At 50.5% G+C, this 18,927-nt stretch carries 21 protein-coding genes; 10 read left to right on the top strand and 11 right to left on the bottom strand.

Going from position 1 to position 18,927, the window contains the following annotated elements; all coding sequences use genetic code 11:
- Positions 1–65 precede the first annotated feature (65 nt).
- From ACM5Q9_RS13355 to ACM5Q9_RS13345, 3 genes are read right to left on the bottom strand one after another with little or no spacing between them, the layout of a single operon-like run.
- Positions 66–563 carry a TPM domain-containing protein gene (locus ACM5Q9_RS13355; RefSeq protein WP_418145223.1) on the bottom strand — a complete coding sequence of 166 codons (498 nt, stop codon included), beginning with the start codon at positions 561–563 and terminating at the stop codon, positions 66–68.
- Positions 553–1,461: a TPM domain-containing protein gene (locus tag ACM5Q9_RS13350; protein ID WP_418145222.1), complete on the bottom strand. Its 909-nt coding sequence runs from the start codon at positions 1,459–1,461 to the stop codon at positions 553–555. The genes ACM5Q9_RS13355 and ACM5Q9_RS13350 overlap by 11 nt, the downstream gene beginning before the upstream one ends.
- Positions 1,461–2,087 (bottom strand): LemA family protein, encoded by a 627-nt coding sequence (locus tag ACM5Q9_RS13345; protein ID WP_418145221.1) that lies wholly within the window; start codon positions 2,085–2,087, stop codon positions 1,461–1,463. Before ACM5Q9_RS13345 ends, ACM5Q9_RS13350 begins: the two co-directional genes overlap by 1 nt.
- A gap of 351 nt (positions 2,088–2,438) precedes the next feature.
- Here ACM5Q9_RS13345 and ACM5Q9_RS13340 point away from each other — a divergent pair, with 351 nt between their 5' ends.
- The 4 genes from ACM5Q9_RS13340 (at position 2,439) to ACM5Q9_RS13325 (ending at position 5,864) form a co-directional block, all read left to right on the top strand.
- Complete coding sequence (locus ACM5Q9_RS13340) at positions 2,439–3,071, top strand: LysE family translocator (RefSeq protein ID WP_418145220.1); 633 nt, start codon at positions 2,439–2,441, stop codon at positions 3,069–3,071.
- A gap of 141 nt (positions 3,072–3,212) precedes the next feature.
- Entirely contained in the window at positions 3,213–4,922 is a 1,710-nt protein-coding gene (locus tag ACM5Q9_RS13335) for a ribonucleoside triphosphate reductase (RefSeq protein ID WP_418145219.1), read from the top strand.
- Between the two features lie 46 nt (positions 4,923–4,968).
- Positions 4,969–5,148 carry an anaerobic ribonucleoside-triphosphate reductase gene (nrdD, locus tag ACM5Q9_RS13330; protein WP_418145218.1) on the top strand — a complete coding sequence of 60 codons (180 nt, stop codon included), beginning with the start codon at positions 4,969–4,971 and terminating at the stop codon, positions 5,146–5,148.
- A 38-nt stretch (positions 5,149–5,186) separates the two neighbouring features.
- Positions 5,187–5,864 (top strand): anaerobic ribonucleoside-triphosphate reductase activating protein, encoded by a 678-nt coding sequence (locus ACM5Q9_RS13325; protein ID WP_418145272.1) that lies wholly within the window; start codon positions 5,187–5,189, stop codon positions 5,862–5,864.
- Here the strand turns inward: ACM5Q9_RS13325 and ubiT are convergent.
- Genes ubiT through ubiU form a run of 3 tightly spaced genes read right to left on the bottom strand, consistent with a single transcriptional unit; the run spans position 5,842 to position 8,342 of the window.
- A complete protein-coding gene (gene ubiT / locus ACM5Q9_RS13320; RefSeq protein WP_418145217.1) occupies positions 5,842–6,345 on the bottom strand; it encodes a ubiquinone anaerobic biosynthesis accessory factor UbiT in 504 nt (167 codons plus the stop codon). The genes ACM5Q9_RS13325 and ubiT overlap by 23 nt on opposite strands.
- Before the next feature lie 20 nt (positions 6,346–6,365).
- The gene (locus ACM5Q9_RS13315; protein WP_418145216.1) at positions 6,366–7,253 is read right to left on the bottom strand and encodes a U32 family peptidase; all 888 of its coding nucleotides are present in this window, start codon (positions 7,251–7,253) and stop codon (positions 6,366–6,368) included.
- A 36-nt stretch (positions 7,254–7,289) separates the two neighbouring features.
- A complete protein-coding gene (gene ubiU, locus ACM5Q9_RS13310) occupies positions 7,290–8,342 on the bottom strand; it encodes a ubiquinone anaerobic biosynthesis protein UbiU (protein ID WP_418145215.1) in 1,053 nt (350 codons plus the stop codon).
- Positions 8,343–8,553: 211 nt separating this feature from the next.
- Between ubiU and ACM5Q9_RS13305 the strand changes: the two genes are divergently transcribed.
- Entirely contained in the window at positions 8,554–8,781 is a 228-nt protein-coding gene (locus ACM5Q9_RS13305; protein ID WP_418145214.1) for a DUF2249 domain-containing protein, read from the top strand.
- Entirely contained in the window at positions 8,781–10,085 is a 1,305-nt protein-coding gene (locus ACM5Q9_RS13300; protein WP_418145213.1) for a hypothetical protein, read from the top strand. The genes ACM5Q9_RS13305 and ACM5Q9_RS13300 overlap by 1 nt, the downstream gene beginning before the upstream one ends.
- On the opposite strand, the gene ACM5Q9_RS13295 is transcribed toward ACM5Q9_RS13300, so the two are convergent.
- The gene (locus ACM5Q9_RS13295) at positions 10,082–10,756 is read right to left on the bottom strand and encodes a Crp/Fnr family transcriptional regulator (protein WP_418145212.1); all 675 of its coding nucleotides are present in this window, start codon (positions 10,754–10,756) and stop codon (positions 10,082–10,084) included. The two genes, ACM5Q9_RS13300 and ACM5Q9_RS13295, sit on opposite strands and share 4 nt — an antisense overlap.
- Before the next feature lie 168 nt (positions 10,757–10,924).
- Here ACM5Q9_RS13295 and ACM5Q9_RS13290 point away from each other — a divergent pair, with 168 nt between their 5' ends.
- Positions 10,925–12,529 carry a peptide chain release factor 3 gene (locus ACM5Q9_RS13290; RefSeq protein WP_418145211.1) on the top strand — a complete coding sequence of 535 codons (1,605 nt, stop codon included), beginning with the start codon at positions 10,925–10,927 and terminating at the stop codon, positions 12,527–12,529.
- A 13-nt stretch (positions 12,530–12,542) separates the two neighbouring features.
- The gene (locus ACM5Q9_RS13285) at positions 12,543–13,130 is read left to right on the top strand and encodes a hypothetical protein (protein ID WP_418145210.1); all 588 of its coding nucleotides are present in this window, start codon (positions 12,543–12,545) and stop codon (positions 13,128–13,130) included.
- A 156-nt stretch (positions 13,131–13,286) separates the two neighbouring features.
- On the opposite strand, the gene bfr is transcribed toward ACM5Q9_RS13285, so the two are convergent.
- From bfr to rpoN, 3 genes are all read right to left on the bottom strand, one after another.
- Positions 13,287–13,760, bottom strand: a complete 474-nt coding sequence (gene bfr, locus ACM5Q9_RS13280) for a bacterioferritin (RefSeq protein ID WP_418145209.1) — start codon at positions 13,758–13,760, stop codon at positions 13,287–13,289.
- 185 nt (positions 13,761–13,945) lie between these two features.
- Complete coding sequence (locus ACM5Q9_RS13275; RefSeq protein WP_418145271.1) at positions 13,946–14,191, bottom strand: (2Fe-2S)-binding protein; 246 nt, start codon at positions 14,189–14,191, stop codon at positions 13,946–13,948.
- 68 nt (positions 14,192–14,259) lie between these two features.
- Positions 14,260–15,651, bottom strand: coding sequence for an RNA polymerase factor sigma-54 (gene rpoN, locus ACM5Q9_RS13270; RefSeq protein WP_418145208.1), 1,392 nt, complete (start codon positions 15,649–15,651; stop codon positions 14,260–14,262).
- A gap of 86 nt (positions 15,652–15,737) precedes the next feature.
- On the opposite strand from rpoN, the gene ACM5Q9_RS13265 reads away from it, so the two are divergent.
- Positions 15,738–16,229, top strand: a complete 492-nt coding sequence (locus tag ACM5Q9_RS13265) for a hypothetical protein (protein WP_418145207.1) — start codon at positions 15,738–15,740, stop codon at positions 16,227–16,229.
- Between the two features lie 271 nt (positions 16,230–16,500).
- Positions 16,501–18,216, top strand: coding sequence for a 2-isopropylmalate synthase (gene leuA / locus ACM5Q9_RS13260; protein WP_418145206.1), 1,716 nt, complete (start codon positions 16,501–16,503; stop codon positions 18,214–18,216).
- A 264-nt stretch (positions 18,217–18,480) separates the two neighbouring features.
- Here the strand turns inward: leuA and ACM5Q9_RS13255 are convergent, their stop codons facing one another.
- The gene (locus ACM5Q9_RS13255; RefSeq protein WP_418145205.1) at positions 18,481–18,852 is read right to left on the bottom strand and encodes a DUF1840 domain-containing protein; all 372 of its coding nucleotides are present in this window, start codon (positions 18,850–18,852) and stop codon (positions 18,481–18,483) included.
- Positions 18,853–18,927: the final 75 nt, after the last annotated feature.

Here is an 18,927-nt window from a genome sequence, read left to right as displayed (position 1 = left end):
GGATAAAATATGCATTCCTACTCTGGTGTGAACCACCCCGTCGCTACGCGCAAAAACGCCCGCCTTTACAGCATCACTGGTGCATCAGGCAGAAAATTGGGGCCATTCTCACCCGCTTCCTGGGCGCAATATTCAGCCAGAATGGCCTCAAGCCCAATCACTGCCTCGATCAACCCTTCCTGATACTTATCTTCAGAAAAACGCAGCTCAAGTGCCGAACAAATCGCCTTCCATTCATGATCAGCTGCTTTCAGGCCATTGTCGGCAATGATTTCAATCTTGTGCTGGTCTAGCGCGATATAAAGCAACACCCCCGTGTTATGGGGTGTATCCCATACCCGCAAGCGGCCAAAGACCTCCAAGGCCCGCTCGGCGCTGTTTTTGACATGCGTGGGCATAACCGCTTCTATGCCAATCACCAACTCTCCGTGATGATGTTTTTCTTCACTAAGCCGGATCTGTTCAGTAATTTCTTTCATGAAACCGGGGTGAAAATGCTTGCGTCGCAACCACCAGCCATGCATCGAATCCAGATCGAGCCACTTTAACCATTTACCAGCCACCGGATGCTCCTCCTCCGCCACTGCTCCCGCCACCACCGCCGCCGAAGCCACCGCCACCAAAACCGCCACCGCCAAAGCCGCCGCCACCAAAGCCACCACCGAAACCATCGCGTCTGCCACGACCCCTTCTGGCACTGCTGATCTTTCGTGCAGGCATGAACTTATGGGCAATCAAACTAATTAAATACCCGCCCAGCGCACCCAACAGGGCAAAACCGACACTGCCGGTTACGCCAAAAATAACCACCCCGGCAATAATCGAGGCAACAAACGCAGGCCACATGAAAAGAAAAAACAGCAGGAAAATGAAAAATGGCCAATCACCTTCATCAAAATCAGACGATGACTGCTGCCAATCGTTAGCCGGCGGAGGCAATTCTTCTTTTTCAATCAGGCCAACCAGTGCATCTACCCCCGCTTGCACCCCGCCTGCATAATCGTCTGCCTTGAAGTGAGGCGCCACATGGTCATTAATAATGCGCGAAGCCAGCACATCGGGCACCGCACCCTCCAGGCCATAGCCCACTTCCAGCCGCATGCGGCGGTCATCCTTGGCAATCAGGAATAAAATACCGTCGTCGACCTTGGCACGGCCCACTTTCCATTCATCAAAAACCCGGCGCGAATAGGTTTCTACCGTATCAGGCTGCACCGTGGGTACCATCAGTACAAATACCTGGGCACCCTTGTTTTTTTCAAGGGCTGCCAGCTTTTGTTCTATTTCGGCTTGCTGCCCAGCAGAAAGCGTGCCGGTAAGATCGGTAACCCGCGCCTGCAGGTTGGGCACGGGCACCAGTTCCTGGGCACTGGCCTGAAAACCGGCCAGGACGCATAACATAAAAAGCAATGACAGCCAATAGCGTGTCATGCTGGCGGAACGGGAAAGCGTGGCCAACATTACTGCGCCGCTGCCGGTTGGTTTACCCGGGGCGAAACATCAAATTTCACTTCGGGCACACGCATGATTTCCGCCTGGTTCTCTACCCCGAAATTGGGTTTGACATCATAGCCAAAGATTTTGGCGGTAATTAAAGTAGGGAAAGTACGAATCAGCGTATTGTAGTTTTGCACTTCCTTGATATAGCGGCCACGTGCAGTGGCAATCCGGTTTTCGGTACCTTCCAGTTGCACGTTAAGATCGCGGAACAGGGCATCCGACTTCAGTTGCGGGTAGTTTTCAGAAACTGCAATCAGGCGTGACAAGGCCGATGTAAGCTGCCCCTGGGCTGCCTGAAACTGGGCCAGCTCTTCCCCAGTGGGCAATTTGTCTGCCGACACCTGCACCGAACCTACCCTTGAACGGGCATTGGTTACTTCGGTAAGCACTTCCCTTTCATTGACCATATAGGCATTGACACTGGAAACCAGCTGCGGCACCAGGTCTGCGCGGCGCTGGTACTGGTTAAGGGTCTCGGACCAGGAAGCCTTGACACCTTCATCCAGCGTCTGGATCTCGTTATAGCCACATCCGGCTAGTACCGTTGACAGCAAAAAGATACTGATAAGGGAAAAAAATCGTTTCATGGCTTCTCTTGAAAATATGGATAGGCAGAACCGGGGCAGAATAAACCCGTTCAAAAGATTATAGCGTGCCAATGCCGGAATGCCGTTGCAAAAAAACGGCGCCTGGGGCTTCATCCGGTTAAATTGTGCAAATATAGTAAGCCTTGTCTAGAATCAATACCCGCTTTAACACCACATCACGATCAACCAAACCGGATTTTATCCAGCAACTACGCTACAATTTTCTCTTTGTATATGAGCAGTCCGCTTGCATGCAAATTCATATAGCTTGATCCCGGACTTCTCCCAACAGTTCAAGTCCGGCTACATGACAATATAAAAACCTCACTGTTTCCGGCTCACCAACTCACCATGTCACTTTCCGTCTGGCTTACCTTATTTGCCGCCTGCTGGGCTATTTCCATTTCCCCAGGCCCCGGTGCCGTGGCCTCCATGTCATCAGGTTTACGTTTCGGCTTCAGGCTTGGTTACTGGAATGCGATTGGCCTGGCAATTGGTCTGGCCATACAGTTCGTGATCAGCGTGATTGGGGTTGGTGCCCTGCTGGCCACCTCTGAAACGGCGTTCAATATCATCAAATGGGCCGGTGTCCTGTATCTGATTTATCTGGGTTATAAGCAGTACTGGTCTCCGGTTGCCATCATCAGGCTTGAAGAAACGGCCGCACAAGATACCCCCATTCATCAACTGATCATGCAGGGTATCCTGGTTAATATCATGAACCCCAAAGGGGCCATTTTCCTGCTGGCGGTCATTCCGCAATTCCTTGACCTGTCCAAACCCCTACCCATCCAGTATGTGTTAATTGCTCTCACCCTATGTGCCGTAGACCTGGTGGTCATGGCGGTTTATACCGGCTTGGCAGCCAAAGTCATGCACGTCATGCGCAACCCGCACCACGCAGCCAGAATGAATAAATTCTTTGGCCTGTTGTTCATTGCGGCAGCCCTGTTCATGGCTGGCATGGGACAGAAACTGGCATAAGATGCGTTCCCACGCGGGAACTGACAGAAGGTTAATCCAGATCAAACAATCTTTCTTTTTGACCAAACCACCCTTGAGGTAACTATATATTGTGTTTAATATTCACAAAAACACAATATATAGATTACCAAGGATGAATTCATGTCACAGGAAAGCCTGATCAATGCTCAAACCAGCATTGATGAATATCTTAGCCAAGCCGACTGGCGCGTTAACGCCAATGCCAACCAGGGTTACTCGCTGGGTGGCCTGATTCTGAACATTTCCGGCAAAATGATTGCCACCTACTGGCTTAACCATATTTACCCGCCAGAAGTTGGCCAGGCCCACCGTAATGCCGACCTGCACATCCATGACCTGGACATGCTTTCCGGCTACTGCGCCGGCTGGTCATTACGCACCCTGCTGAACGAAGGGTTGAATGGCGTGCCTGGGAAAGTGGAATCAGCTCCCCCAAAACACATGTCCAGCGCGATCGGGCAAATCGTGAACTTCCTGGGTACCTTGCAAAACGAATGGGCAGGTGCCCAGGCCTTCAGCTCTTTCGACACCTACATGGCGCCCTATGTACGGGTAGACCATCTTGACTACACCACCGTCAAGCAATACATGCAGGAACTCATCTACAACCTGAACGTGCCTTCACGCTGGGGTACGCAAACGCCTTTCACCAATCTTACTTTTGACTGGGTTTGCCCCGAAGACCTGCGCGAACAAACACCCGTGATTGCGGGCAAGGAAATGCCGTTTTACTATGGTGACCTGCAGGAAGAAATGGACATGATCAACCGTGCCTACATCGAAATCATGATGGAGGGCGATGAAAAGGGCCGGGTGTTCACCTTTCCGATTCCCACCTACAACATTACCGAAGACTTCGACTGGCACAGTCCGAATGCCGAATTGATGTTTGAAATGACGGCCAAGTATGGCCTGCCGTATTTCCAGAACTTCATCAATTCCGAGCTTAAGCCCAACATGATCCGTTCCATGTGCTGCCGCCTGCAATTAGACTTGCGTGAACTGCTCAAACGCGGCAATGGCCTGTTCGGCTCGGCAGAGCAAACCGGTTCCCTGGGTGTGGTTACCATTAACTGCGCCCGCCTTGGCTACCAATATGCAGGTGATGAAGCCGGCCTGTTTACACGGCTAGACTACCTGATGGAACTGGGCAAGACCAGCCTGGAACTAAAGCGCACGGAAATCCAGAAACACATGGATAACGGCCTGTTCCCCTACACCAAGCGTTACCTGGGTACGCTACGCAACCACTTTTCAACCTTGGGTGTGAATGGCATCAATGAGATGATCCGCAACTTCACCCATGACGAGCATGACATTACCTCGGAATGGGGTCATGATTTTGCCATTCGCCTGCTGGATCATATCCGCGCGAAAATGCTGGTTTTCCAGGAAGAAACCGGACACATGTATAACCTGGAAGCTACCCCTGCCGAGGGCACCACCTACCGTTTTGCCAAAGAAGACCGCAAACGCTTCCCTGACATTTTGCAAGCGGGTACGCAGGACATGCCCTATTACACCAACTCATCCCAGCTGCCTGTCGGCTTCACTGATGATCCGTTTGAAGCACTGGAGCGGCAAGATGAGCTGCAACGCAAATACACCGGGGGTACGGTTTTGCACCTGTACATGACTGATCCGCTGTCTACCGCGGATGCCTGCCGCAACCTGGTCAAGCGTTCCTTAAGCCGCTTCCATTTGCCTTACATAACCGTGACCCCCACATTTTCGATTTGCCCCAAACACGGCTATCTGGGCGGAAGCCATAAGTTCTGCCCGAAATGCGATGATGAGCTGATTCAGAAAAAATTGAAAGAAGCCGTATAAATCAACCCAAATCCACTCAAATAAATTCAACTTTAAAGGAAAAAAAATGCAAAGCACTCTTATGAACAAACCAGCAAATATCACCCTGAGCGACGACGAGCGACAGCCCTGCGAAATCTGGACCCGTGTCATGGGCTACCACCGCCCTATGTCTTCCTTCAATATTGGCAAAAAAGGCGAGTTTCATGAAAGAAAATACTTCAGCGAAAAAGAGGCCCGCCTTTGATTCCTGACGCAGCACATGCTTCGCTAAGGGTTGGGGGGATGACCCCCTTCAGTACATCGGATTACCCCGGCCAGATGGCAGCCGTACTTTTTGTGCAGGGCTGTCCCTGGCGTTGTGGCTACTGCCATAACCCGCATCTGCAGGAACGGGGTACCGACAATCCGCTGGATTGGGGCGACATCATGAAGTTCCTGAAACGGCGTGCCGGGCTAATTGACGCAGTGGTATTCAGTGGTGGCGAACCCACCATAGATCCTGCCCTTGAAGATGGCATGCAGCAGGTAAAGGCACTGGGTTATAAAATCGGCCTGCACTGCGCGGGCATTTACCCAAGACGGCTTAAAGAAGTGCTGCCACTGGTGGACTGGGTGGGTCTGGATATCAAGGCCACATTCAATAAGTACGCCCATATCACGCAATTTGCCGGCAGTGGCGACCAGGCCCTGGCCTGTTTGCAGGCAGTGCTGGCCAGCGGGGTAGATTATGAACTGCGCACCACCCTGCACCCCCTGCTGTTACCCGAAGAAGACTTATTGGCACTGGCCAACAGCCTGGCCAAAATGAAAGTGAATAATTATGTATGGCAGCTGTTTCGTGACCAAGGATGCAACGATGCCACCCTGAACAGTGCCACCCTGGCCGGATACCCGTCTGAAACTTTAGTCAGCCAGGTATCGGCCATGTTTCCGCGTTTTACGTTAAGGAAGAATGCTTAGCATCATTGGCTGGCTTGACCAGCCGGCCAATGACCTGCATGCCGGGCAGGCTTTTTATAAGCTGCTCGGGCGACAGAACCGATAAATCAATGCCATCCAGCGTGTTCTTGACCATCAGGCCTAGCTCGGTGTCGCCTTCGATCATCATGCGACGGCTGAAAAACAGGGTATCCGGATCTTCCTTGCGCTGTATCATTTGCCAATAATCATATACGCTTGAAGAAATGATCAGATCGGGCTCTTCAGCATGCCTGGCACATGCCACAAAAGCATGGTTGCGCCAACTATAGTCAAAGGCAATACCGGCATCCTTCACCACCAGACGCAGTTTTTTATCCTCAAGACGGGACAGAACATCTTCGGGCAAATGCTTTTTCAGCAACAGATTAAGCCCGTTGACAAAGAAAAACGTACCGGGATAAGACGGCAGTTTTGAAAAAACCGTTTTGACAAACGGGGGAAGTAAAAAAGGCTTGTCCATAATATTTCTCCAAAAAAGGCTTACGCCGCCACCTGTTCAAGGCCCGGCTTGCCATGCCAGTAGCCATTACAGCCCTTTTCGGGCATTAAGGGTTCAATTTGTGCCATGGCGTCGGCCACACTGATACGGTGGTTAATCACACCATCGTACAGTTCAACAATTTTGTCTGTATCACGCCACTGCGGACTAATCCGGACAATATCCACCCCGGTTTCACGCATGCCGTCCACATCGGTCAGCAGGTTATATACCAGGGCAGACTGGGTTTGTATGCCGTTCAGCACCAGGAAAGGCTGGCTTTCGCGGGTTTTCATCATCAGGCCATCGGGGTGCTCCATACACACGTACTGGCAATTGTCTTTGGGCAGATTGCGGTTGCGGGCGGTAAAGCAGCGGGCCGAAAAGGCCAGTGGCAAACGGCCATAGGCAAAGACTTCGGTTTCTACCGGAAACTGCTTTTCGACAAGTATTTTGGCCAGGCCTTCCTGGCCCATTTCTAGTGGCATGACCCAGCGTTTGGCCCCTTGCTTAACCAGCAACTCGAGGGAAGGCATGCTGAACAGGTTTAAAAAAGGTCCAGCCACAAAACTTTGACCTTGCAGGCAATGCACAGCCCCCATATCATTGGCCTCTACCGTAAACTCTTCATTAGCGGCAATTTTCCTTAGGGTTTTAAGATCACTCTCGGCTTCGAGCAAGGTTTGCGTGGACAGGATCACTTCTTTGCCACAGGCTTTCAGGTCCCGGGCAATATCCAGCCAGTCGGGCAGGCGCAGTTCGTGCCGGCGCGAACAGACCGTTTCCCCAAGATAAACAATCTGCGCGGCGCTTTCGGCCATTTTTCCATAAAAAGCCACTACCTCATTGCGTGACCAGTAATACTGTATGGGTCCTAGTGCAATTTTCACAAGAATACCTTTATATGAATATATTTAATCTTTAAACTATTTCCAGGGTCGACTGTAAGCACCCAGCGTATGCTGCTGCCCTTCAGCCACCTTGTTCAGGCCAGCCATCCATTCAGGCTTGACCGAATAGCGCTGGGCCTGCGACAGGCAGTTATCAATGGCCTGGCGCCAAACCTTGGTCACCTGGCCAACATAGGCCGGGCTACGCTGGCGTCCTTCAATCTTGATACCACGCACGCCCAACTGAACCAGCCGTGGCAGGATTTCAAGCGTATTCAGGCTGGTGGGTTCTTCAATGGCATAATAGGTTTCATCTTCAACATCAAAGCGACCCTTGCAAAGAGTAGGGTAACCGGCATTTTCATTATCGTCATAGCGGTCTATCAGCACACCGTTAAGGCGAGATTCAAGCCCCTTGGGTGTTTGCTGCCAGCGCACGGCCTTGGCCGGAGAACAAACCCCATGCGTATTGGGCGATTCACCGGTCACATAAGAAGACAGGGCGCAGCGCCCTTCTACCATGACACACAGGCTGCCAAAGCCAAATACTTCTATTTCAACCGTGGTTTTTTCAGCTACCTGCTCTACCTGGGACAAAGAAAGGACCCGTGGCAAAATAACCCGCGTAATGCCAAACTGCTGCTGGTAAAAGGAAATCGCCTCGTAATTGGTGGCTGATCCCTGTACCGACAAATGCCGGTGCAGGTCAGGGTATTTATCGGCTGCATAAGCCATTAATCCCAAGTCACCCATAATCAGGGCATCTACCCCCATGCCGGCCGCATGATCGATGGCTTGCGTCCATAAGCCGGCGCTACCGGGCTGGGGATAAGTGTTAAGCGCCACAAACACCCGGCACCCGCGTGAATGCGCATAATCAATACCTTCGCGTATGGCAACGTCATCAAAATTAAGCCCGGCAAAATTGCGGGCATTGGTAGCATCGCGGAATCCCAAATAGACACAGTTTGCACCGTTATCTACGGCATTTTTAAGGGCAGGCAAACTGCCGGCCGGACACACTAACTCTATAACAGGCTGTCCCGAATCAGGCAGGCCGTTACCGTTTACAGGAAAAATATTTGACATGTTAGTTTAATCTTGAATATTATTGGAGCTTGAACTTAAGCAGAAATCAATAGCTGAATATAACAATCCTGTTCATCGCACAACCTTGAGTAATATCAAGAAAAAGCAAGACATCAATCCTAATTTGATAATATATTGATGTGCATCTACATAATGCCTGTTAACAATTACTTTGCCAGACTCTCAACCCGTTTTGACATATGGACTAAACATGAATAATGACATTCAGCTGGACGTACGCGGCTTGCCACCTCCTGAACCCATGGAGCATGTCCTGGCGTTATTGCCCCAAATAAATAACGGTGACAAACGCCTGCGCATGTTGATAGACCGCGAGCCCATCCCCCTGTTTCGCATACTTGAAAGTGAAAATTTTGAATACAGTATCCGCAAGCAACCCGATTACTCCTATGAAGTCATCATCTGGAAAAAGGGCTAATGCAACGTGCCTTAACCTTTGACCGCATGCCGGGGCTGATGGCGCCCATGCGTTTTTTTCTGGCTGTGCCGCTATTTGGCATGCTGGCAGCCGTCGTGCTGCTGTTTTCCGGCCCCGAGGCCTGGTCAAGCCGCTGGTCGCCGGTCATGCTCAGCGTTACCCACCTGTTTACCCTGGGCATCCTGACCATGAGCATGGCGGGCTCGCTTATTCAGATTTTACCGGTTGCTTTCCGGGTTCAAATTCCGTTCCCCAATCCACTGGGGCTCATTGTCTTTTTGTTGTTGGGTTTGGGTACCCTGACGCTGTCCAGTGCCTTCCTTATCCTGTCCAACCCGCTTTTCATTACCGCGGCCATCCTGCTTGGAAGCGGCCTGGCCATTTTCATTGTTGCCCTTAATGCCGGGCTCTGGCTATCGCGCAAACAGCAGGCGGAAAAAGCCAAGGCATCCATTCTGGCCGTGCGTTATAGCCTGGCCAGCCTGACCATCACGGTCATCCTTGGGTTAACCCTGGTATATGGGTTCATGCACCCGCTGAACCTGTCCTTGGTAACGCTAACCAATCTACACGCCTTGTGGGGACTGGCCGGTTGGGTGGCCATTTTACTCATGGGCGTGAGTTTTCAGGTCATCCCCCTGTTTCAGGTCACTGAAATTTACTCCGTCAGCATGACGCAACGCCTGTTACCGACCCTGTTCATCGTATTGCTGCTCTGGACACTTTTCTCTGAATGGTTCAGCCTGCATTCGGCAATTTTGCAAACCGCATTGGTTTTTGTATTGGTCATACTGGCGATTACCTTCACCGTCCAGACCGGCCTCCTGCTTAAAGGCCGTAAACGTCCTGAACCCGATGTGACTACCCTGTTCTGGCGACTGTCACTGGCCAGCCTGTTGGGCAGTTGCGTCCTGTTACCACTACTGCAGCTGTTCAGCCTGCCTCAACTGGAACTATCGTTGGGAATATTGTTTATTCTGGGCTGCGCCTATTCAGCCATTAATGGCATGCTATACAAAATCGTTCCCTTCCTGGTCATGCTTCACTGCCAGGAAATAGTGCCCTTCCGCTCGGGGGCCGTACCCAAAATAAAAGATATTTTGCCCGAGGCCCATGCCATGCGCCAATTTTGGGTACAACTGCTAACCTTGCCGGCCATGCTGGCAGCCGCCTGGCAAGTACCCGGCTTTGCTACTATAGCGGCACTGCTGTGGCTGGCTTCAACAGGGATGCTGTTTATTAACCTGCTGGGTGCCGTCCGCATATACAGGCAGCTTGCCAAACAGTTTAAAAAAACCGCTTAAAAATCAATAAGGCCCTGCATATCCAGAATGGTAATTTCCTTGCCCTTTACCTTGATCAGGCCATGCGTGCTTAAATCCAGCAAAATACGCGAAAAATGTTCCGGGGTAATGTTAAGGCGCGAAGCAATAATGGCCTTGCTGGTACTTAAGGTAATGGTTTGCCCGTTTTCGCAATAGTCGTGCTTTAGCAAATAGCCAATCACCCGCTGTGCGCCTGATCGCAAGGAATACGACTCGACATCTTCCATCAGGCCATACAGCCGCTGGCTAAGACCTTTGAGCATGTTAAAGGTAAGATTCTGGCTTTTGGCCAATTCGGCATTAATGACGTTGCGGCTGACATGCAGCACCAGACAATCCTCCAGTGCCTGCGCCGTCACGATATAGTTCTTTCCCATGAACATGAGCGCCTCGCCAAAGCTGTCACCGGCACGAATGATCTTGACCACCTTTTCGTTACCCGGTGAAGACACCACTGACAGCTTGATTTGCCCATAAATAAGTACGTGCAATCCCAGACAAGGCTCACCACGCTGAAACACAATTTCGCCACGCCTGACCTGCATCTCGGTAGTTCCCAACGCAATTGCATCAAGCTCGGCCGGTTCCAGCTGACTGAATAGCGGGACATTGGAAAGAAAGTCCTGTATTTTAATTTTCCTGTTTGCCATAATGACTTAGCCTTTGCAACCCTTTTCTTTCACAAAAAAAACCATAAAGATCTATAATAAACAACGTTTTCTGGCATTCTACCAATGTTTTTGCACGAATCCCCGAATCACCCATCAATCTGTTGTCTTATCATCCCATCGCGGGTGACTATATACCGTTTTTAATTAATGTCGCACTTATCAATCAAGCAGGAAGTGGCCCGTCGCCGCACCTTTGCCATTATTTCCCACCCTGATGCAGGTAAAACCACCCTGACAGAGAAACTGCTCCTGTTTGCAGGCGCGATTCAGATCGCCGGTAGCGTAAAAGCAAGAAAAGCAAGCCGCCATGCTTCTTCAGACTGGATGGAAATTGAAAAACAACGGGGTATTTCAGTCGCATCATCCGTCATGCAAATGGAATACCAGGACTGTGTCATCAACCTGCTAGACACCCCCGGACACCAGGACTTTTCTGAAGATACCTATCGGGTGCTGACGGCGGTTGACGCAGCGATTATGGTGGTCGATGCCGCAAACGGTATCGAACCGCAAACCATTCGCCTGCTGCAGGTTTGCCGGGCCCGCAACACCCCCATCCTGACCTTCATCAACAAACTCGACCGCGAAGTCCAGGAACCCCTGGACCTGCTGGGTGAGATTGAATCCCATCTGGGCATGGATGCCATTCCGTTTACCTGGCCTATTGGCATGGGCAAATCGTTTGGCGGCGTTTATGACCTGCAACTTGACCGCATGCGCCTGTTCCGCCCCGGCCAGGAACGGCGTAGCAAAGAAGATGATTTTATCGAAGGCCTGGAAAACCCGCTGATCCAGGAGAAATTCGGTGATGCCTTCAAAAAGGCCCACGAAGAAATTTCCCTCATCAAAGAAGCCACCCCCGACTTTAACCACGAAGCTTTCCTGGCGGGCAAACAAACACCGGTTTTTTTTGGTTCAGCCGTTAACAACTTTGGCGTGCAAGAGATACTTGACGCCCTGGTTAAATGGGCCCCCAAACCCGGTCCGCGCCAAGCGCTGGAACGTGTCGTCCAGCCCGACGAACCCAAGTTCTCCGGTGTTGTCTTCAAGGTACAGGCCAATATGGACCCGGCCCACCGTGACCGCGTGGCCTTCGTACGGGTCAGCTCGGGCAAGTTTGAACGGGGCATGCGCCTGAAAGTCAGCCGTACCGGCAAGGAAATTCGCCCCAATAACGTGGTTTCATTCCTGTCCCAGCGCCGTGACCTGCTCGACGAAGCCTATGCTGGCGATGTGATTGGTATTCCCAACCATGGTGTCCTGCACCTGGGCGATGTACTGACCGAAGGCGAAACCCTACACTTTACCGGCCTGCCATTCTTTGCCCCGGAACTGTTCCAGGGTGTCGAAGTCAAGGATCCACTGCGTACCAAGCAGCTGCGCACCGGTCTTACCCAATTGGGTGAAGAAGGCGCCATCCAGGTATTCCGTCCTGAAGCGGCAGGGGGTGCACTGTTATTAGGTGCTATTGGCCAATTACAATTTGAAGTGGTTGCTCACCGCCTGAAAACCGAATATGGCGTGGATGCGCGTTTAATGCCATCTAGATATACAATGGCACGCTGGGTAACCAGTGACAACCCGAAAGCACTGCGCAAATTCATGGACAGCAACGCTGCCAATATCGCCTACGATGTCGTTGATGCGCTTGCTTTCCTGGTTAGCTCTCCTGCCCAGCTTCGTGTTGCCCAGGAACTGAACCCTGAAATTAATTTTCATGCGATGCGTGAACATGCCGGTCAGGTGTTCTAGGAAAACAGCTAAAATGAACCACACATCAATGAAGGGTAATTTATTAATGTCTTGGCGTTTTTTATTCATTTCTTTACTGATTTTTGCCGGACTGGCCACATGGGGCGGCATCCAGGCGGGTGAATGGCTCATTGCACATACGCCCACCACGGCCAATATACCCAACGTTTCCGAATTTGATCCTCCTCCACAAGTTGATCAATTCGGACGCCCCATACTGCGCCAACCCCAGCAACCCCTCATGAGTGGTGCACAGGGCGTCCCTGAAAACCCCACTGGCATTGACTGGGCTATAGACGCATCGCAAAAATCCGATATCCTGACGGCATCCAGCAGCCAATACAATCCCAACGTCACTATTGGCACGGCAACTGGCCGCATAGACGCCGCACCCATCCAAGCAACGCCAATAACCCGCTCCGCACAGGTAGGGGGCTCGTCTGGTGGCGGCTATGCCTGGGAACCGGCTTTTCATAGCGCGGTGGCACACTGTCGCACCCTGGGCTTTTTTGAACGCCCCAGTTGCCTTGGCAAGGTACGTGAACAATATTGTGGCGCCAACAATGCCTGGGGTAAAGTCAAAGACTGCCCCGAACGCTAAGCCAAAACACTTGCGGTTTTCCTCAAAACCGGCAAGTGCTCATAAAAAACCCTTCAATAAAAACGGCCTGGAAAGTATTCCAGGCCGTTTTTATTGTTACTTAACTTAAGCCAAACGCCAGATTTCCGGCGACCTCATTGATCTTGACGGGGTGACTTATTCTTCGCCTATCTGGCTTTGCAAATAATTTTGCAGACCCACTTTTTCAACCAGTTCAATCTGGGTTTCCAGCCAGTCAATATGCTCTTCCGTTTCATCAAGAATACGGCGGAACAGGTCACGTGAAACGTAGTCACGCACTTTCTCACAGTGAGCAATCGCTTCCGTGAGGGTTCCATGAGCTGTTACTTCCAGGTGCAAGTCACAGGACAGTATTTCCGGCACATCTTCGCCAATACGCAACTTGTGCAAATCCTGCAAATTGGGTAATCCCTCAAGCAGGAAAATACGTTCTATCAAGGCATCGGCATGCTTCATTTCTTCGATGGACTCTTCATATTCATGCTTGCCCAAAGCATTGAAGCCCCAATTTTTCAACATGCGCGCATGAAGGAAGTATTGGTTAATTGCCGTTAATTCATTGGTCAATTGCTTGTTCAGGTATTTAAGAACCTCTTTATCGCCTTTCATAGCCCTTCCTTTTTCAAGTTCATTCAATCAGGAGCCAAGCATACAATGGCGACACCTAGCCCTAAGCCCTGATTATATAATGGATGCGCCTGTCAAACCGGTTGGCTGAACAGAAAAAGCACAAAGCCACTACCACATGCCGCAGGGGGTGGTTAGGCGAAAAAACCGTCAGAGCACCCTATACGCTACGACTGCCAGAGCACAGTGGACACAAGCGCTTTACGGCCATGACGTTCACTGACGAACTCTTGGGCAACTGCCGCGTTAGAGGATGAACCTTGCGGAAGATATTCGCTGGCAGTTTGTGCACAGCAACCACAGCACGACGCAACACCTAATTGAGACTGCAAGTCTCCTAGTGTGGACGCGCCGTTATTGACTGCCTCAATAACGGATTTTTCTGTGATGGCATTACAAATACAAATATACATGCGAATCATTATCATCTATTTTTATTTTTTTCGCAATACTTTTAGACCAGATTTTGTTTAACTAGTTGTTAACCCTTAAGAAAAGCCTGAGCTTTTCTTCTGGAAGCAGGAGGAATACCAACGGCTTCCCGGTATTTGGCCACGGTCCTGCGGGCAATCACCAAGCCATCGGCAGTCAGCAAATCACATAATTTACTGTCCGACAAAGGTTTTTTGGCATCCTCGGCGTCTACCAGCGCCTTGATTTTCAATTGAATCGACTTGGCCGAGGTATGCTCTCCCGACTCGGTAGCGACACCCGAACCAAAAAAATGCTTCAGCTCAAATACCCCGTGCGGCGTGGCGATAAACTTTTGCGTGGTGGCCCGGGATACGGTTGACTCATGAATATCCAGCTCCTGTGCCACCTCTCTTAAAGTCAAGGGCTGTATGGCAGACATGCCCTCCTCTAGAAATGCCATTTGGTACTTCATGACCACTTTAGAGACTTCCAGAATGGTGCTGAAACGATGATTGATCTGTTTTAAAAAGCCTTTTGCCTGGCTTAATTGCTCATTCAAACTGGTATCATCTTTTTTACCCAGAGTCCGGATCATGCTTTCATATTCAGCATTTATCCGCACCTTGGGCAAAATACCCTGATTAAGCGATAACACCCACTCATGATTTATTTTACGCACCAGGACATCAGGAACGGCATAATCGGCAGCCGGTGTGCTCCAGGCTTTGCCAGGGCGCGGATCAAGGCTTTGTATCAGGCAATGAGCCTGGCGAATCAAACCAATATCCGCCCTGGTTATATTTTGCAGGGTAGCCATATCGGCTGCCCCCAAGGCATCAAGGGCATTAGCACAAATCGTTCTGGCACAGGCCAACACCGCCTGCTCGGGTTCAGGACTTAATTCACGTGACAACTGCAATAACAGGCATTCGGACAGGCTGCGTGCGGCAATACCCGGTGGATCAAACGACTGCAGCAAACGAAGCGCAACCGTCAGCTCTTCTACCGTTACTTCATGCTCCGCTTCAAAAAAACCGGCCACCTCTTCCAGCGAAGTCAGCAAATAACCGTTTTCATCCAGCTCATCAATCAAGACGTCTACCAGGAGCATATCGCGTTCTAACGCATGGGTCGTGCCTAACTGGCTACGCAAATATTCTTCCAGGCTGACGCTGGTTGCGGTTTCAGGATAGAAATCATCGTCTTCGGAATTGGCCGACGCAGGTTTGTGTTGATCCCAATCGTGTTGTAAAACCTCCGCATAAGACATCTCGGCATTTGGTGTTTCAGATGATATCTGGTTATCATCTACTAACTCCAGCATCGGATTGTCCTGAATGGCGCGCATCAGCTCAACCTGGAAATCCAGACCGGAAAACTGCAGTAATCGCAATGATTGCTGCAACTGAGGGGTCATGACCAATTGCTGACCTGTTTTTAACTCTAACGCCTGACGCATATTAAAAATTCTTTATGAAACAAAAAAAACCAGCGGCCTATAAAAATGATACCGCAGTACTCAGCAAAACGCTGCTAGCACTTGCAATGCCACGACTTGTTTTACGTGGTGCTGTCATCACCCTTTCTATACTTGTCTGGGTATTCCTTGCCCGTGAAATCATTGATTTTGGAAAAAAACAGGACTATGCCGGACTGGAAGCCTTCAGCACCCAGTTGGTCACCTACCTCAACAGTATAAACAATTATATTTGGTGGGGACTGGTTCTACTGGGCAGCCTTATTCTATACCTTATCTTAAGCAGCTGGCTAAGTGGCAACATCAGCCGTGCCGGTGAAAACTGCCCGCCCCCACAAAAAGTTAACCAGCTCATCAAGAGTCTTTCTCCTGAAGGCAAGGAAGTTTTAGCCTGGGCCTGGAGTGACCGCACCGAGCCCATCAAATTCATCACTTTGAAAGAAACCCTAAGCGAATTACGTAACGGGCGTGTGTACAAACTGGCGCAAATCAAAGAACAACAGACGCTATTGCAACACAATTTCATTCCCGAGCTCGTGCAAGACGAAAAAACATCTTGACTTTACCCCCCATTCATGCTCATAATTAAGTCATTATGAAAACGCAAACTTTCAATCTCTTCTCAGTTAACGCAGGTCGCAACAGCGACTTGCCGGTTTGCGCACTCTCTTCTCTTCTACTACTAGCGCTCGGTTGCCGAGCCTAGAGCATTCGTGGCAGTTCGGCAGCCCTGTATAAGCCACCCGGATTTTTATTAAATTGTAATATCCCGGGCCATCAAACAGGCAAACGCCAGTTCCAGCACCGGGATTCATATCAAACAGGTGCATTATGATGCTTTCCAACCCAGCAAAAAAATACGTTCCATTCAAACCGTTCGTCAAGGATTTTTCCGAGCGCACATGGCCCAGCAAAACCATTACGGCCCCTCCAATCTGGATGAGCACCGACCTGCGTGATGGTAACCAGTCTCTTATCGAACCCATGAGCGTTGAGCGTAAATTGCGCTTTTTCAAGCAATTGATCGCTATTGGCTTTAAGGAAATTGAAGTTGGATTCCCTTCCGCATCACAAACCGATTTTGATTTTGTGCGTATCCTGGTTGAAGAAAACCTGATTCCCGATGACGTCACCATTATTGTCCTGACCCAGGCTCGTCAAGACCTGATCGAACGGACGGTTGAAGCAGCCGCTGGCGCAAAAACCGCCATGATCCACCTTTACAACGCCTGTGCCCCCGCCTTCCGCAAAATCGTTTTCAATATGAGCAAGGAAGAAGTCAAGGGCGTGGCTATCCAAGGTACCCGTTGGGTCAAGCAGGCCATGGCAAAATATCCGCAAACCAAATGGCGCTATGAATACTCACCTGAAGTATTCAGCACCACCGAGCCCGAGTTTGCCGTGGAAGTGTGTAATGCGGTGACAGCAGAATGGCAACCCACCCCTGAAGACAAAATTGTCTACAACCTGCCTGCTACGATTGAATCCACCACCCCCAATATGTATGCCGACCAGATTGAATGGTTCTGCAAAAACGTCAATAACCGTGACAGCATTATTGTTAGCGTACACCCACACAACGACCGTGGTACTGCGGTAGCAGCGGCCGAATTATCAGTCATGGCCGGTGCAGACCGTGTTGAAGGCTGTTTGTTCGGCAGTGGCGAACGCACCGGTAACGTCGACCTGGTTACATTGGCCCTTAACCTTTATACCCAAGGCATCCATCCGGGCTTGGACTTTTCCGACATTGATGAAGTCCGCCGTACTGCTGAATACTGCAACCAGTTGCCTGTACACCCACGCCACCCTTATGCTGGTGACTTGGTGTTTACCGCATTCTCAGGCTCTCACCAGGATGCGATCAAGAAAGGCTTTGCACAGCAAGACCCCAACGGCGTCTGGGAAGTTCCTTACCTGCCTATTGACCCCGCTGACCTGGGCCGTAGCTACGATGCCGTTATCCGTGTAAACAGCCAGTCTGGCAAAGGCGGAGTGTCTTACTTGCTTGAACAGGAAAAAGGCCTGAACTTGCCACGTCGCCTGCAAATTGAATTCAGCCGTGCCATCCAGCGCGTTACCGACGAAACCGGTACCGAAGTCAATGGCAATGCCGTATATGAGATCTTCGAAAAAGAGTACCTGAAACAGACTTCCCCATGGAAATTGCTCAAGCATCAAATCAACAGCCATCCCGAAGGTGCTGATGATGAAACCTTCAGCATTGAAGTTGAGCTGGAAAACAACGGTACTGTCTTCAAGGCAAGCGGCAAGGGTGATGGCGCCATTTCAGCGTTCATCAACGCATTGAATTTGCCTATCCGCTTCATGGACTACCACGAGCATGCCATCGGCTCAGGTGAAAAAACATTGGCCGCCTGCTATGTTGAACTTCGTCTGGGCGAATCGGCCACCGGCTTCGGGGTTGGTGTTCACAAAGACATCGTCACAGCCTCGTTCCAGGCAGTATTAAGTGCCGTCAACCGTCACATTCAGCAGGGTGTCACAACATCCCAAGCAGAAAACGTTGAAACCGTTGCGGTTTAAAAAACAAATGCGTATTGCTTGCCTGTTTCATCAACAGGCAGGCAATTGCCCCGGGTTGATTTCCTACCCGTAAATCAACCCGGCATTCTGAACCAAAGCGGTTTCCAGATCAGGCAATTGAAATCCTCTCGCCTTATCACAAGAGGCTTTCCACAGCGAAACGCTCATCTCCGAGCACAAAAATGTTCTTTTGGGCAATAAAAAACCAAACAAACCGGATAATTATCCGGATGTTTGGTTTTTTTATGCGTAAGTATTAATCGCTTACCAGGCGCTGCCCGCTTCCCACACCACTTCCTTGCCTTGAGCCTTGGCCGCCCTTAACATGTCCAGCAACGGAAAAGTACGGCGACGCAAGGTTACCCTTTCCAGCACCGGATGCGGCTTTTCATCGGGATATTCGTCATCTTCCACTTCCCTGTCTTTATCGGCATAAGCCTGATCAGGATTGGAATCAGGGTCTTCTGCCACGGAGCGCACAATGTTCTGAATGGCTTCTTCAAGTTGTCCTACCGTAAACACGCCACTTTCAGGCAGTGTCTCATAATCACGCCCCGCGGCCTTCAAGACAGACAGGGCATGCTTGTCCAGCATCACGACATCAGCACATGCATTTGAGCGGAAAGTAATCAGCATATTTCGGTTTCCCACAATAGATAGAGTAATACTGGAAGTTTACTACAAGAAGCCTTTCAGGCCGATGATTTCATT

It is taken from the genome of Advenella sp. RU8 (assembly GCF_048381675.1).
In the GTDB taxonomy this organism is placed as follows: domain Bacteria; phylum Pseudomonadota; class Gammaproteobacteria; order Burkholderiales; family Burkholderiaceae_B; genus Advenella.
The sequence above is the reverse complement of the archived record's forward strand: the minus strand, read 5'-3'. Positions and strand labels throughout refer to the sequence as shown.